Here is a 15,144-nt window from a genome sequence, read left to right as displayed (position 1 = left end):
TCATCAAACCAGCGGCGGCTCCGTTTTCAAGAATTCCAGCTCCTCGGGGGTCGAACGACGCCCGAGGATGCTGTTGCGATGGGGGAAACGCCCGAAGCGCTCGACGACGGAATGATGATGGCGTGCGTACTTCACGCCGTCCGGAACTCCCAGCGCGGTAATCAAGCGAACCGACTCCGCCTGCGCCATCAAGTCCTCGCTATGCATGAACGGCATATAAAGAAAGTGCCGCTGCATCTCGGGCAACGACCGATCCTTGCCGGCCTCCACCGCGTGCCTCGCTAGTGCCAGCGCATTGGCGTCGGTCGCGTACGCGTCCGGCGTTTTGCGGAAGATGTTGCGTGGGAATTGATCGAACACGATGACCGCCGCAAGCAGCGTGCGTGCATCCAGGCTTTCGGGCGCCGGTGGTTCAGCCTTCAGCGCCGCATAGATATCGCCGAAACGCGCGCGACATATCTCATCGACTCGCGTGCTGCTGCCGAACCAATCCTTCTGGCTCAGCTCCTCGAACCAGAAATGCAGCACGTCGTCGGCCCAGCCTGCTGGTAATTTTTTCGAGGACATGTCTCGGCGCTCGTTGCAGAAAACCGAACACTATCAAAGTCACGACCCGTCGGAAGGTTCCCGACGCCGCGGCCCGCACGAGTGTCCTACAAAATTTTCGGATAGCGACGATCCAGATTGCTCGCTCAGGCATTAGTACGTACGCCGATAGCGAGGAAGCATGAGATGTCAGCTGCGTTCAGCTCCGTTGGATGGAAAGTAATTGCGGTACTCGGCAGCGCGTTGATGCTCGCCGCTTGCAGCAACAATGACGATGACTCGCCCGATACCGGCGAAGCCGAGCAACCGCCACCTCCACCGACCTCGGGCACGCTGATCGAGAATCCGCCGCCGCGCATCGCCTCGTTCTCGATTCCGGATCTGATCAATCTGATCGGTGCGAATTCCACGGCCGGGCGCGTGTTGGATTTCATCGTCGACCCGGAATGCGGCGTCGACGTCCACCAGATTCGATACAACACGCAGGATCCGGCTCAACAGCCGACCACCGCGTCCGGCGCGCTGATGATTCCGACAGGAACGAATGCGGCGTGCCAGGGGCCGCGACCCGTGGTGGTGTACGCCCATGGCACTCGGGCCGAGAAAGCATTCAACATCGCGGACCTGTCGAACACCGAGAACGCCGAAGGCTTGCTGATCGCAGCTGCGTTCGCGGCGCAAGGTTATATCGTCGTGGCGCCGAACTACGCGGGCTATGACACTTCGACCTTGCCCTATCATCCGTATCTGCACGCCGACCAACAGGCGAAAGATACATCCGATGCATTGGCGGGCGCGCGCAGCGCGCTGCCGACGAGCACCGCGCCCACCATCACCGACAGCGGCCGCCTGTTCATCACTGGATATTCGCAGGGCGGCTTCGTCGCCATGGCTACGCATCGATTGTTACAAAAGAACGGTGTAGCGGTGACGGCAGCCGCGCCCATGTCGGGACCTTATGCACTCGGCGCGTTTGGCGATGCCGTGTTTCAAGGCCAGGTCATCCAGAGCGGGCCACTGCTGGTGAGCTGGATCATGACTGCGTATCAACGCATCTACGGCAACATCTACTCCGCCCCGACCGATGCCTTCGAGGCTAAATACGCAACCGGCATCGATACGTTGTTACCAACGACCGGCACGCGAGGGCAGCTCTACGACGAAGGCCGATTGCCGCGAGAGCAAGTGTTCAGCAGCACGCCGCCAGATCCAGCGTACGCCGCCTACACACCTGCAACGACACCGGCTGAACTGGCGCCCGTGTTCGCACGCGGCTTCGGCGCTGATTTTCTGGTCACAAATGCATTCCGAGGCAGCTATCTGCAGGACTCGCTGGCACACCCTGACGGCGGCTTCCCAACAGTCACCGATGGCTTGCCCGCCGCTGCGCCGGCGCATCCACTGCGCGTCGCCTTCAAGGCGAACGACCTGCGCAACTGGAGCCCGACTTCACCGGTGTTGTTGTGTGCGGGCCATGACGATCCGACGGTTCAGTACATGAACACGGAGCTGATGCAACGCTATTGGACCGCCGCCGGCGTGACGGCATCGATTCGCGTGCTGGACGTCGACGACGAGCCGTCGCTCGACGATGACGACGCAGCGATCAAGCTCGGCTTCAATACTGCAAAGGAATCTGTCGCTGCTGCCGCTATCGCAGGCGGTGCAACCGACGGTGGCGCGCAAGCCGTGGCGGATGCATATCACAGCTCGCTGGTGCCGCCTTTCTGTCTGGCGGCCGTGCAGTCGTTCTTCGACGGCTTCTAAGCGGCCGAGTACTGATCGCGCAGTTCGCGTTTCAGGACTTTGCCGATCGCACTTCGCGGCAGCTCCGCTGCCAGTCGGACGGCGGACAGCCGCTGCGTCTTGCCGAGACGCTCGTTGGTCCATTGCTTGATGTCGTCGGCGGTGGCCAACGCGTCGGCGCGTAGCACGACGAACGCGACCGGCGTCTCGCCCCATTCTTTCGACGGCACGCCGATGACAGCACCGTCGCGCACGGCCGGATGCTGAAACAGCACGGCTTCCAGGTCGCTGGGATAAATGTTGAAGCCGCCGGAGATGATCATGTCCTTGCGGCGATCCATCAGGGTCAGGAAGCCGTCGGCATCGAAGCGGCCGACGTCGCCGGTGCGGATGAAACGATTGCCGGCGGCGTCGAACCACTCCGCCTCGGCAGTCTTGCCGGGCTGGTTGAAATAACCTTTCATCATCGCGGGCGAGCGACCGACGACTTCGCCGATCTGCCCTGGGGCCACTTCCTCGCCCTGCTCGTCGATCAGGCGGATGTCGTGGCCCGGCACCGGCTTGCCGACCGTATGTAACTTCTCCGGAAACTCGTGGGCGAGCAGTTGGCACGTGCCGCCGCCTTCGGTCATGCCGTAATACTCGATCAAGCCGCCCGGCCAGCGGCGCAGGATGTCCGACTTGAGCGCAGCGGCGAACGGCGCGCTGGTGCAGAACTTCATGCGATAGCTGCCGAGGTCGAACTGATCGAAGTCCGGCCGATCCATCAGCCGCTGATACTGGACCGGCACCAGCATCGCGTGCGTCACCTTATGCCGCTGCGACAACTCGAGGAACTTTCCCGCCTCGAACTTGGGCATCAACACCACGCTGCCGCCGCCGGCAATCGCGGGAAAGAAACTCACGAGCGTGGTGTTGGAGTACAGCGGCGTGGAGCAAATCGTCACCGCCTCACGGTCATAACCGAAGCTCCGCGCGCGGCGAACGTGCGCCCAACGCATGCTGTGAGGCTGCACGATGCCCTTGGGCGTGCCGGTCGTGCCGGAGGAATAGATGATGTTGAACGGCGCATCCGGTGCGATGGCCACCGGCACTGGCACGCCGCCCGCAGGAGCGAGCCAGGCGTCGAGCGAGCGCACACCCGGAGCGCGATCCAGGCGCACCAGCTGCAAGCCGGCCGGCAACGCAACCGTCGCCAGCGCGACGGCGACGCTCTCATCCAAAAACAGGATCTTCGAGCCGCTGTCGGCGAGCATGGTCACCAACGACTCGGGGGTCGACGAAGGCGACAATGGCGCGACCGCCACGCCGGCGCGCAGGGCGCCAAGAAACACAACGCCATAGTCGACACAGGAAGCCGCGCAGATCGCCACCGCTTCGCCGCTGCCCACACGATCCCGCTGCAAGGCAACGGCCACCCGATCCATTGACTGATCCAGCTCGCCATAGCTGAGACTGCGTTGCTCGTCGATCAGCGCCGGATGCCGGGGGCGCTCCTGGGCATAGGCATGCACCAGGTCGGCGATCAGGCCGAACTCCTGCTCGAACAAGGTCTCGGGGGAAGTGACATTCATTGCGATCGTCACGGGTTTTGTTTAGTGGGCCGGCACCATGCCACAAAGCCATGCGCGTCGACAGCCAGGCCGGGGTGGCATTGCATTAATTCATACTCACGGACACACTCGACGCCTAATCGATCAGAAGCGTTTGCAGCCCAATTCCGGTCTGCGAAAAAACGTTCCCGAACCGGTAGGACAACCATGCAAATTCCCGATCCCGCCGTCGAAGGCCAGCTCAAGGGCAAGGTCGCGCTCGTCACCGGCGCCGCCAGCGGCATTGGCCGCGCCAGCGCCATCGTGTTCGCGCAGGCAGGCGCCGCCGTCGTGGCTCTGGATCGCGCACCTGAAGTGGAAGAAACGGTGGCCGCGATCCGCAAGGACAACGGCCGCGCCACAGCCCTCGTCAGCGATTCGTCGCAGGAAGCGAACATTTCCGAGGCCATCGACAGCGCGGTCCGCGAATACGGCGCGCTCGATGTTTGTTTTGCCAATGCCGGCATCAGCGGCGGACTGGTGCCGCTCAACGAGCAGACACCGGAGCATTGGCTGCAGGTGCTGACCATCAACCTGATCGGCACGTTCCTCGCCGTGAAGCATGCAGCCCGAGTGATGACACCGCGCAAGCGAGGCTCGATCATCTGCACTGCCTCGGTCGCTGGCCTGCGCTCGGGCGCGGGCGGCTCGCCCTACAGCGCGAGCAAAGCCGGCGTGATCAGCCTGGTACAAACCACGGCCTATCAACTCTCCGGCAGTGGCGTACGTATCAATGCCATTTGTCCCGGCCTGATCGAAACCGGCATGACCAAGCCCATCTTCGACCAGGCACGGGCCCGCGGCACCGACAATAAGATTGGCCAGCTCAACCCGCTGCGCCGCGCAGGCGCTCCCATCGAAATTGCACGCATGGCCCTGTTCCTGGCGTCGGACGCGGCGTCGTACGTCAACGGGCAGGCATTCCCGGTCGATGGCGGCCTGTCCAGCTCGCATCCCATCGTCCCGCCCCGCGTGCCCTGACGGAACCGCGCCGGTCGGCGAAGCGTCTCGGTAGGACATTCATGGGAGAAGGCTCATGCGTGACTACGAGCGCTACGACGACGATGACGACCTGGCTGACTACGCACCGAGACGGCGCTCGGTCTTCGATGCGGTGGAATCCGTCCTGCTATTGGGTGCACTGGCGCTGATCGCGATGCCCGCGATCAAAGGCATTGCCCGCCGTTATCGAGTGCGCAATCCCATCGCGGCCTGCGAAGACCAGATCGACGAGTCGTTGAAGGAAACCTTCCCGGCCAGCGACGCACCGGCCCATCGTTATGTCGACATTCCGGTGAATCGGCGCGACACCACCCACTGACTCAGCGCTTGAGCCGCATCAGCTGCGCGATCAGCACATTCGGCAACACCGGCTTCGCCAAACGCGGCGCGCCGCGGGCGGCCTGCGGAAACAGCCGATCTTCATCCGCGTAGGCCGTCGCGAATACAAACGGCACCTTCTGCGTGCACAGTGCCTCGGCCAGCGGAAACACATATTCGCCGTTGAGATTCACGTCGAGCACGGCGACCGTCGGCCGCTCCTTCGCCAGCAGTTCCTGCGCCTCGGCAAGGCTGGTGGCCGGCCCGAGCACGCGCGCGCCCTGCTCTTCCAGCATCATCTGCATGTCGTACGCGACGATGAAGTCATCCTCGACGACCAGCACCGCCATGCCCGACATCGGCCCTTTCGTCGTGCCTTCCGTGCCGGTGCCGTCGCCGCCTTCCCGGTGCGGGGCGCGCCGTAACGGAAACAGCAGGACGCGCGGATCGCGCATCACTGCCGGCCGCGTCATCGGCGAGCTGCCGGTGCGAACGACTTCAGGAGGCGGGCATGACCTGGAGCTTGGTGAGGTTGACGCGGATCCGCGTGCCAGGCCGACGCCCCGGCGCAGCAGCGCCTTCGTGAAATCGAGCAGTACGCTCCGGGCGCCCGCCGAACTGCCGCGCGACCATGTCGATGATCTTTGCGCCCAGCCCGCCTGTTTCTTGTGAATGTTTGTTGTCATGCCAGCCCACTCCATCGTCCGATACTTCCAACACGGCAACCGAATCCGCGCCGTGCACGAGTACTACGCTCACTTCGCCCGTCTCGCCCGGCGCGAACGCATGCTTGACCGCGTTCATCACCAGCTCGCTGGTCAACACGCCGAGCGACACCGCGTCGCGCGCATTGATTTCCAGCGGCTCGACCTGGCACTGGATCCGGATCAAATCTCCCGGCGGCAGGCCGGCGCTGATGTCCTCGAGCACGGCGCCGAGCACCTCGTTGACCTTCACAGTCGCGAAGTCCGCGCCCAGGCGCAGCTTGCGATGCGCCGACGCGATCGCCTGCACTCGCATGCGGGCGGCGCTCAAGGCTCGAGCCGCATCCGGATTCTTCACCGCGCGCTGCTGCATCGTCAGGAACGACGACACCAGCGCGAGATTGTTGCCCACTCGATGATTGACGTCGGTCAACAGCGACTCCGCTCGGGCGCGCTCGCGATTCGCATCGTCGGCGGCCTTCGCCAGATCTTCGGTCCGCGCCTGCACTCGCTGCTCGAGCTCGACATTGTGAGAAGCGAGCCGCAACCGACTTTCGTGGACCGTTGCCACATACCGACGCACGCTGATCAATGCGAACAACGCCAGCAGGCCGCACGCGATCAGCATCACGAGGACGGCGCTGGTGAAACGATCGCGCAACCCGGCCGCCGCGCGTTGACGCTCGACCAGCAATTTCTGCTCGAACTCGGTGGCCGCCTCGATGCGCGAGCGGACGTCATTCAACGTCGGCAGTCCGGAGCGTTGAAGCGCGGCGATCGCATCGGCACGGCGACCGTCGCGATATGCAGTCAATGCCATGTCGATGCCCGCCAGTCGCTGCTCGATCAACGGCGCGACCGCTTCGACATTGGCGAGTTGCAGAGGACTGTCGGCGACGCTCTCGCGCAACGTGATCAGCTGCGCCGGCAACTGCTCGCCGGCATCCTGATAGGGCTTTAGAAAAGCTTCGTTGCCGGTCAACAGAAAGCCGCGCAGCCCCGATTCGGCGCCGCCGAGCGTGAGCAGAGTCGTATTGAGTGCTCGCTGCACTTCCATCGTGTGCACGACCAGCGCGTCCGCTTCGACGCCTTGACGCGACACATGAAACGTCAGCGCGGCCGAGCCCAACAGCAGCAAAAAGCTGAGCGCAATCGTAGCGACCAGCGCGCGATTCCGGCGCAGGGAAGGTTGTTGTAGAACTTGCATATCCGCTGATGGACGAGTGTCCAAGCGGTCGATACTAACAAACCCGCCCTGCGAGTCAGCCGGGTGAAACCCGCGTTAGCTCGTGAGTACTAGATCGTCTCGATGGATCATTTCATCGCGCCCATGGAATCCAAGCAGCGTCTCGATCTCACTGGATTTGTGTCCGAGCAGGCGCTCGGCGTCGGCGCTTGAATACGCAACCAGCCCGCGCGCGATTTCTTTTCCCATCGCATCACGCACGATCAGCGCATCGCCGCGCTGAAACGGACCGACGATTCGAGTGACGCCGGCCGGCAACAAACTTTTGCCGCGGCTGAGGGCGGCAGCAGCCCCTTCATCGACATAAAGCTCGCCCGCCGGTTGCAACGTGCCCGCGATCCATTGCTTGCGCATGGTCGACGGACTCGCCGAAGGATAGAACCAGCTGCAACGCGCGCCGTCCTCGATCCGCTTGACCGGATGCAACTCCCGGCCCAGCGACACGCACATATGACAGCCTGCACCGACGGCAATTTTCGCCGCGGTAATTTTGGTCGCCATGCCGCCGGTGCCGACGGCGGATGCCGACCCGCCCGCCATGGCTTGGATTTCGGGCGTGATGGTGCGCACTTCGGGAATGAATTGCGCGTTGGGATCGCGCGTGGGATCGGCGGTGTAGAGGCCGTCCACATCCGACAACAGGATCAAGCAGTCGGCGCTGATCATCTGCGCGACGCGCGCGGCCAGGCGGTCGTTGTCACCATAACGTATTTCGGCGGTAGCGACCGTGTCGTTCTCGTTGATGACCGGCACCGAGCCGAGCTTCAACAAAGTACGCAGGGTGTTGCGAGCATTCAGGTACCGGCGTCGCTGCTCGGTATCGCCCGGGGTCAGCAGAATCTGCGCGACGCTCAGCTCGTGGTGCTCCAGGACTTCGGTCCATGCGTGCGCCAGGCGGATCTGGCCGACCGCCGCGGCTGCCTGCTTCTCTTCCAGTTTCAGCTTGCCTGGAGCCAGTCCGAGCTGGCGCCGGCCCAGCGCGATGGCGCCCGAGGACACCAGCAGCACTTCCTGACCCCGCCGGCGCAAAGCACCGATATCGGCCGCCAGGGTCTCCAGCCAGTCGCGCCGGACCGCGCCACTGGCGGCATCGGCCAGCAAGGCCGAGCCGACCTTGATGACGATACGCCGTGCCTGCAATAGCGGCTGGGCGGACGTCTGTACTCGTGGGGTCGTAGTCATGGCATGAAGTGTGAAAGGGCGCGGCAGTGTAGGCACCGACCGGACCCCAGTCCATCCGCCCCATGAAAGTCCGCGCCGCCGCTGTTTCACTCACTTGGCAGTCTTGGAGAATGCCCCTAATATTCCGCCGCCGGTGAATACACCGGTTCTCGTCGTTTGAGGTGTGTGCGTGGCCAGAGATTACGACCCGGTCCAGGGAAAATGGTATGAGGATCTCGAAGAAAACGAGGTCTTCAAGGTCCTGTCCGTGGATCCCGACCAGGAACTGGTCGAAGTCCAGTACGAGAACGGCGATATCGAGGAAATCGACCTCGATACCTGGCACGAGCTCGACCTGGAGCTGTCCCAGGAGCCGGAAGGCTGGGCCAGTGACGACGAGGAAGAAGAGGAAGAGGACGAAGAGGACGACGAAGACGAGGACGATTGGGACGAGGACGACGACGATTGGGACGACGACGAGGACGAAGACCTCGACGACGACGATGACGATTACAACGATCGGGACGACGCCTGAGCGCCCCTTCTGCCGATTCCTCTGCGGTCTGACGGTCAACATGGCGACCGCGCCCGGTCTAACGCGGCGCGGTCACTCCAAAACTCCCTCCCTCGCACAGCGATAAGCGCGCCCTCGTGAACGCGCAACGATCCGCCTCCGTCCGGACTGCCATAGTCTGGTTCCGACGCGATCTCCGCCTCGCCGACAATCCTTCGCTGCGCCATGCTCTCGAACACGCCGGGCGCGTGGTGCCTGTCTTCGTCTATTCGCCGGACGAGGAACGACCCTGGGCGCCGGGCGCGGCCAGTCGCTGGTGGCTGCATCACAGCTTGGTCGCGCTGGACGCCGGTCTGCGTAAAATCGGCAGCCGGCTGGTGGTACAACGAGGCGACTCTCTGGCGGCGCTGCGCCGTTGTATTCGGGAAACGGGCGCGACGCTGGTGTGCTGGAACAAGCTCTACGAACCGGCGGCATTGAAGCGCGATGCCAGGATCGTCGCCGCGCTGGATGACGACGGCGTGTCGGTCGAACAAAGCAACGCGGCCTTGCTGTTCGAGCCGGGCACGATCTTGAATGGGCAAAGGCTGCCGTATCGAGTGTTCACGCCGTTCTGGCGCACCGTCGAAAAGCACTTGCCGACTTTGCTCACGCCAGCCAAAGCGCCGCGCAAGTTGCCGCCGGTGCCACGCAGCGTGTCTTGCATCGACATCGACGATCTCGCGCTCTCGCCGAAGATCCACTGGGATGAGGGGTTGGCCCAGATGTGGACACCGGGTGAAGCCGGCGCACTGAAACAGCTCGCACAATTCAGCAAACATATTGCCGGCTACCCGACCGGTCGCGATCGACCCGATCTGATCGAGACCTCGCGCCTGTCGCCGCATCTGCATTTCGGTGAAGTCGGACCGCGGCAGATTGTCGCCGCTCTCCGACACTCGGACACCGAAGCGGCGCGGACCAAAGGCGTCGACAGCTATCTGCGACAGATTGGTTGGCGCGAGTTCGCACATCACCTGCTGTTTCATTTTCCCGCTACGACCAACCAGCCTCTCGACCAACGCTTCGCGAAACAGAAATGGCGGCGCAGTGCTTCCGACCTGCGAGCCTGGCAGCGAGGCGCGACCGGCATTCCACTGGTCGACGCCGGGATGCGCGAACTGTGGCGCACCGGCTGGATGCACAACCGCATCCGAATGATCGTCGCCTCCGTACTAACCAAGAACCTGCAGATCCACTGGCTGCAGGGCGCGCAATGGTTCTGGGAGACGCTGGTCGATGCGGATCTGGCGAACAATACACTCGGTTGGCAATGGGTTGCGGGCTGCGGGGCCGATGCCGCGCCCTACTACCGCATCTTCAATCCTGTGCTGCAGGCGAAGCGCTTCGATCCCGTGCGTGGCTACATTCGGCATTGGGTGCCCGAGCTCGCGCGCCTGCCGGACCGTTGGATTCATCAACCGTGGGCCGCGCCCGAAGCTGTTTTACAGCGGGCCGGCGTCGAATTCGACAAAACCTATCCGCGCCCGGTGCTCGATTTGGGGGAATCCCGCAAGCGCGCGCTTCAGGTTTATTCCCAACTGCGTTAATGAATTAGCGATTGAATCCACAGCTCGTCGCTCATGCGAAATCCGTCACGAGGACGCATGAGCATGAGCACCAACCCTGAAGCCGCACCCCGGACGAGCCCGTCAAAAGTCACGCCTTTTGACGGGCGGGTCGAAAGGGCCTCGGCCGCTTTCGACAAGAAGAAAGTGAGCCTGTTGACCAGCTTGACCAGCTGGCTCGACGTGCGCGCAGGGCTGGCAAATTACGACGAAGCCAGGATCGACAGCATCGACTGGCTGCGCGTGATTCCCTTCATCGGCATGCACATCGCCTGCGTGGCAGTGCTGTTCGTCGGCGTCAGTCCGATTGCCGCCGGCGTCGCGATCGGCATGTACGTGATCCGCATGTTCGCGATCACCGGCTTCTACCATCGCTACTTCTCGCACCGTTCGTTCAAGACTTCGCGCGCCGGCCAGTTCGTGTTCGCTCTGCTCGGCGCTTCAGCCGTGCAGCGCGGCCCGATCTGGTGGGCTGCGCACCACCGTCATCATCACGCGTTCTCCGACACCGAGCACGACGTTCACTCGCCGGTGCAACGCGGCTTCCTCTGGAGCCACATGGGTTGGTTCCTGTCGCGCCGTCACTTCCAGCCCGATCTGTCCCGCGTCCGCGACCTGCTGAAGTTTCCCGAGCTGAAGCTGCTGGATCGTTTCGACATCCTGGTGCCGGTGGCGCTCGCGGTCGGTCTGTTCGGCCTGGGCGCACTGCTCGAACACGTCGCCCCAGGCCTGCACACCACCCGCTGGCAGATGCTGGTGTGGGGCTTCTTCGTTTCGACGGTCGTCACTTATCACGCGACCTACACCATCAACTCGCTGTGTCATCGCTTCGGCAAGCGCCGTTACGAGACCCCCGACGACAGCCGCAACAACCTGTGGCTCGCCCTGCTCACCTTCGGCGAAGGCTGGCACAACAACCACCATCACTATCCCGTCTCGACGCGCCAGGGGTTTTATTGGTGGGAGATCGACCTGACGTACTACGGGCTGCGCGTCCTGGCGCTGTTCGGCATCGTCTGGGATCTCAAACCGGTGCCGCGTGAGGTGCGCGACGCGCGCACCCGCATGCGCGCCGAAGCCAACTAACAACAAGCATTTCATCACTTACCGGGTAAGGAACCATCATGCGCATCGGAGTCATCGGCGCGGGAATCGCAGGGCTTTATGCAGCCTGGCGGCTGAGCCGGCAGCACCAGGTCACGGTGTTCGAAGCGGGCAACTATCCCGGCGGCCACACCAACACTATCGATGTCGACTGGCAGGGCAAGCAGTACGCGGTCGACACTGGCTTCATCGTCTTCAACGACTGGACGTATCCGAACTTCATCGCGATGCTCCGCGAGCTCGGCGTGGAGTGGCAACCGTCGAACATGAGCTTCAGTCTGCGCTGTGAGCGCACCGGCCTCGAGTACAACGGCACGTCGTTGAACGCATTGTTCGCGCAGCGCTCGAACATCGTGAGCCCGTCGTTCCTGCGCATGATCTACGACATCCTGCGCTTCAACCGCGAATCGCGCGCGCTGCTGAAGACCAACGACAACAAGCTGACGTTGAACGAATACCTGCGCGCGAACGGCTACTCCCAATCGTTCGCCGAGCGCTACATCCTGCCAATGGGTCGTGCGATCTGGTCCGCCGAAGCCGATGCGATGCTGTCGTTCCCGGCGCGCTTCTTCGTGGATTTCTTCGAGCGCCACGGCTTCTTGAACATCGACAACCGCCCGCAGTGGCAGGCGGTCAAGGGCGGCTCGCGCGAATATGTGCGCAAGCTGATGGCCTCGATGAAGGCCGACGTGCGGCTGTCGACGCCCATCGAAAGCATCCGTCGCCGGACGCATGAAGTCGAGGTGTGCACGAACAAAGGCGAAGTGCATCGCTTCGATCACATCTTCATCGCCTGTCACAGCGATCAGGCGCTCGACATGCTGAGCGATCCGTCGCCCGCCGAGCGGGAAGTGTTGAAGGCATTTCCGTACGCCGCGAACGAAGCGATCCTGCACACGGACACATCGCTCCTGCCGCGTCGTCCGCTCGCTCGCGCCGCTTGGAACTATCACGCGCTGAAGAACCCGCAGCAGCCGGTCGCGCTGACGTACGACATGAACATCCTGCAGACGCTGGATGCGCCGACCAGGTTTCTGGTCACGCTCAATCATGCGGACGCCATCGATCCAAGCAAGATCATTCAGCGCATCGCTTATCACCACCCGGTTTACTTGCCGCAAGGCGTGGCCGCTCAAGCCCGCCATCGCGAAGTCAACGGCGCACGCCGCACTTATTACTGCGGCGCTTATTGGCGCTATGGATTCCACGAGGACGGCGTCGTGACTGCGATGCGCGCGCTCGAGCATTTCCAGTGGGATCTCACGTCGCGCGGCGAGGCCACTCCAGAATCCCAAGCTCAGCCCGTTACGGCGAGCGTTGCCTGATAGCGGCATAGCCGCGAGCACCCATGCAAAGCTGTATCTACAACGGCTGGGTCCGTCACCGCCGTCACGAACCGTCCGGTCATCAGTTCCGCTACGAACTGTTCATGATGTATCTGGACCTGGCCGAGCTGCCGCATCTGTTCGATTCGTACTGGTGCTGGTCGGCGCGCCGGCCCGCGCTCGCTCGCTTCGAACGGTCCGACTATCACCAGACGCTCGACGACAGCGACGAACATCATGACGAGCTGAGCCTCGACGAAGCCGTGCGTCGTACGGTCACCGCGCAGACCGGCCGCCGCCCGGATGGCCCGATCCGCATGCTCACCCACATGCGCTACTTCGGCTACATCTTCAACCCGGTGTCGTTCTACTACTGCTTCGACAGCAGCGGCACGAAGGTGCAAACCATCCTCGCCGAAATCACCAACACGCCGTGGAAGGAACGACACGCGTACGTCCTTCCCGTCGCGTCAGCGACGCGCAACGACAGTGTGATGCGCTTCGAGTTCGGCAAGGAATTTCACGTCTCGCCGTTCTGGCCCATGGACATGAGCTACGACTGGCGTCTGAGCGTGCCGGGCGAGCAACTGCGCATCCACATGGACAACCTGCAGCAGAAGGACGGGCACACCCGCCGCGTGTTCGACGCCACGCTCACGCTGCAACGAGAGGAAATCTCCAGCGCCGCGCTCGCGCGCGTGCTGTATCGATACCCGCTCATGACCGCCAAAATTTCCGGTGCGATTTACTGGCAGGCCCTGCGCCTGTGGTTCCGACGCACGCCATTCTTCACTCATCCGAAGTGGACCGTGACGCCATGACAACAGCAAGACCGTCAATTCTCCCCGACACGCCCGCCCTGGTCGCCAGCGACTCCTGGCTGCAGCGGACCGGCCGCAATGCGCTGCTCGGTCAGTTGAAACATTTGAAGCACGGTGAGATCGCCGTCGTCGAAGGCGGCCAGGTGCATCGCTTCGGCAAGCACACGCCCGAGTGCTCGCTGTCCGCGACGGTGGAAGTCGTCCACCCGCAGTTCTGGGCCGATGCCGCGTTCGGCGGCACGACCGGTGCCGGCGAGGCTTATATTCACGGCCACTGGCGCAGCGATGACCTGGTCTCGCTGGTGCGCATCATGGTATTGAACCGCGAGATCATGCAGGACATGGAAGGCGGTCTCGCGTTCCTCACTTCGCCGTTGCGACGGATCTTCCATTGGATGAACCGCAACTCCAAGGACGGCAGCCGCAAGAACATCGCCGCCCATTACGACCTGGGCAACGATTTCTTCCAGCTGTTCCTCGACGACACCATGGCGTACTCGTGCGGCATCTTCGAAGCGCCCGAAGCGACGCTGAAGGAAGCCTCACTCGCCAAGTTCGAGGCGGTGTGCCGCAAACTGCAATTGAAGCCGTCCGATCACCTGGTGGAAATCGGCACGGGCTGGGGCGGCCTCGCGATCTACGCGGCGAAGAAATATGGCTGCCGCGTAACGACGACCACGATCTCCAAGGAGCAATACGCGCTGGCCAAGGAGCGAGTCGCGGCTGAAGGCCTGAGCGATCGCATCGACCTGCGGCTGGACGACTACCGGGACCTCACTGGGCAGTACGACAAGCTCGTATCCATTGAGATGATCGAAGCGGTCGGCCATCAGTTCCTGGACACCTACATCGCCAAGTGCGCTTCGCTGCTCAAGCCGAACGGCGCCATGCTGATCCAGGCCATCACCATCCAGGACCAGATCTACCAGGACGCATTGAAGAGCGTGGACTTCATCCAGCGCTTCGTGTTCCCCGGCAGCTTCATCCCCTGCGTCACGGCGATCGGAGACGCGGTGACGCGCGCGACGGACATGAAGGTCTATCACCTCGAAGACATCGGCCCGCACTACGCGACGACCCTGCGTATGTGGCGCGAGAACTTCTTCGCCAACATCGGCAAGGTGCGCGCGCTCGGCTATCCCGAGGAGTTCATCCGCCTGTGGGACTACTACCTCTGTTACTGCGAAGGCGGCTTCGCCGAGCGTCAACTCGGTGACGTGCACATGTTGATGGTAAAGCCAGGCTGGCGCGGTTAAAGTTGGCGGCACATGCTGCCGCTACGCCTCGCCATCTTCGCCGGAGTCTTCGGGATCGCCCTGTCCGGGCTGTTCTGGCTGCTCGGCAATCTGGAGGAGCCGGAACTGCTGCGCTCGAAGAAGATGGTGGTCGTGAAGGGCTGCGATCCCATCGAAGGCGAGGACGCGGCCCGGATCTGTCCCCAGCTGTTCTGCCAGAAAC

15 protein-coding genes are annotated in these 15,144 nt (G+C 63.0%); 10 read left to right on the top strand and 5 right to left on the bottom strand.

Translation table 11 applies throughout. The features are described 5' to 3' along the window. Nucleotides 1-3 precede the first annotated feature (3 nt). Nucleotides 4-567: a DUF924 family protein gene (locus GYH35_RS16705; RefSeq protein ID WP_161811047.1), complete on the bottom strand. Its 564-nt coding sequence runs from the start codon at nucleotides 565-567 to the stop codon at nucleotides 4-6. A gap of 165 nt (nucleotides 568-732) precedes the next feature. Here GYH35_RS16705 and GYH35_RS16700 point away from each other — a divergent pair, with 165 nt between their 5' ends. Beyond that, nucleotides 733-2,313, top strand: coding sequence for an alpha/beta hydrolase family protein (locus GYH35_RS16700; RefSeq protein WP_161828999.1), 1,581 nt, complete (start codon nucleotides 733-735; stop codon nucleotides 2,311-2,313). On the opposite strand, the gene GYH35_RS16695 is transcribed toward GYH35_RS16700, so the two are convergent. Further along, the gene (locus tag GYH35_RS16695) at nucleotides 2,310-3,866 is read right to left on the bottom strand and encodes a class I adenylate-forming enzyme family protein (RefSeq protein WP_161828998.1); all 1,557 of its coding nucleotides are present in this window, start codon (nucleotides 3,864-3,866) and stop codon (nucleotides 2,310-2,312) included. The two genes, GYH35_RS16700 and GYH35_RS16695, sit on opposite strands and share 4 nt — an antisense overlap. A 186-nt stretch (nucleotides 3,867-4,052) precedes the next feature. Here GYH35_RS16695 and GYH35_RS16690 point away from each other — a divergent pair, with 186 nt between their 5' ends. Together GYH35_RS16690 and GYH35_RS34615 are read left to right on the top strand one after the other, a co-directional pair. Beyond that, nucleotides 4,053-4,865: an SDR family NAD(P)-dependent oxidoreductase gene (locus GYH35_RS16690; protein WP_161811044.1), complete on the top strand. Its 813-nt coding sequence runs from the start codon at nucleotides 4,053-4,055 to the stop codon at nucleotides 4,863-4,865. Nucleotides 4,866-4,920: 55 nt separating this feature from the next. Next, on the top strand, nucleotides 4,921-5,205 hold the full coding sequence (locus GYH35_RS34615; RefSeq protein WP_202624371.1) for a hypothetical protein: 285 nt from the start codon (nucleotides 4,921-4,923) through the stop codon (nucleotides 5,203-5,205). 1 nt (nucleotide 5,206) lies between these two features. Here the strand turns inward: GYH35_RS34615 and GYH35_RS16685 are convergent, their stop codons facing one another. The 3 genes from GYH35_RS16685 to proB form a co-directional block, all read right to left on the bottom strand. After that, nucleotides 5,207-5,677 carry a response regulator gene (locus GYH35_RS16685; RefSeq protein ID WP_161811043.1) on the bottom strand — a complete coding sequence of 157 codons (471 nt, stop codon included), beginning with the start codon at nucleotides 5,675-5,677 and terminating at the stop codon, nucleotides 5,207-5,209. A 25-nt stretch (nucleotides 5,678-5,702) separates the two neighbouring features. Beyond that, complete coding sequence (locus GYH35_RS16680; RefSeq protein WP_161811042.1) at nucleotides 5,703-7,115, bottom strand: sensor histidine kinase; 1,413 nt, start codon at nucleotides 7,113-7,115, stop codon at nucleotides 5,703-5,705. Between the two features lie 75 nt (nucleotides 7,116-7,190). Further along, nucleotides 7,191-8,336 (bottom strand): glutamate 5-kinase, encoded by a 1,146-nt coding sequence (proB, locus tag GYH35_RS16675; RefSeq protein ID WP_161828997.1) that lies wholly within the window; start codon nucleotides 8,334-8,336, stop codon nucleotides 7,191-7,193. 169 nt (nucleotides 8,337-8,505) lie between these two features. Here proB and GYH35_RS16670 point away from each other — a divergent pair, with 169 nt between their 5' ends. From GYH35_RS16670 to GYH35_RS16640, 7 genes are all read left to right on the top strand, one after another. After that, the gene (locus tag GYH35_RS16670; protein WP_161811040.1) at nucleotides 8,506-8,850 is read left to right on the top strand and encodes a DUF6763 family protein; all 345 of its coding nucleotides are present in this window, start codon (nucleotides 8,506-8,508) and stop codon (nucleotides 8,848-8,850) included. A 116-nt stretch (nucleotides 8,851-8,966) separates the two neighbouring features. Further along, nucleotides 8,967-10,418 (top strand): cryptochrome/photolyase family protein, encoded by a 1,452-nt coding sequence (locus tag GYH35_RS16665; protein ID WP_161828996.1) that lies wholly within the window; start codon nucleotides 8,967-8,969, stop codon nucleotides 10,416-10,418. A gap of 63 nt (nucleotides 10,419-10,481) precedes the next feature. Then, nucleotides 10,482-11,522, top strand: a complete 1,041-nt coding sequence (locus tag GYH35_RS16660) for an acyl-CoA desaturase (protein WP_161811038.1) — start codon at nucleotides 10,482-10,484, stop codon at nucleotides 11,520-11,522. A 38-nt stretch (nucleotides 11,523-11,560) separates the two neighbouring features. After that, nucleotides 11,561-12,865 carry an NAD(P)/FAD-dependent oxidoreductase gene (locus tag GYH35_RS16655; protein WP_161828995.1) on the top strand — a complete coding sequence of 435 codons (1,305 nt, stop codon included), beginning with the start codon at nucleotides 11,561-11,563 and terminating at the stop codon, nucleotides 12,863-12,865. A 23-nt stretch (nucleotides 12,866-12,888) separates the two neighbouring features. Next, nucleotides 12,889-13,686 (top strand): DUF1365 domain-containing protein, encoded by a 798-nt coding sequence (locus GYH35_RS16650; protein ID WP_161828994.1) that lies wholly within the window; start codon nucleotides 12,889-12,891, stop codon nucleotides 13,684-13,686. After that, the gene (locus tag GYH35_RS16645) at nucleotides 13,683-14,942 is read left to right on the top strand and encodes an SAM-dependent methyltransferase (protein ID WP_161828993.1); all 1,260 of its coding nucleotides are present in this window, start codon (nucleotides 13,683-13,685) and stop codon (nucleotides 14,940-14,942) included. Before GYH35_RS16650 ends, GYH35_RS16645 begins: the two co-directional genes overlap by 4 nt. 12 nt (nucleotides 14,943-14,954) lie before the next feature. Next, the coding region (locus GYH35_RS16640) for a hypothetical protein (RefSeq protein WP_161828992.1) at nucleotides 14,955-15,144 on the top strand (190 nt) is incomplete at its 3' end.

Origin of the sequence: Steroidobacter agaridevorans (assembly GCF_009932555.1) — a bacterium.
GTDB lineage: Bacteria > Pseudomonadota > Gammaproteobacteria > Steroidobacterales > Steroidobacteraceae > Steroidobacter > Steroidobacter agaridevorans.
Note: the sequence above shows the minus strand (reverse complement) of the source record. Positions and strands in the feature narration are given on the sequence as shown.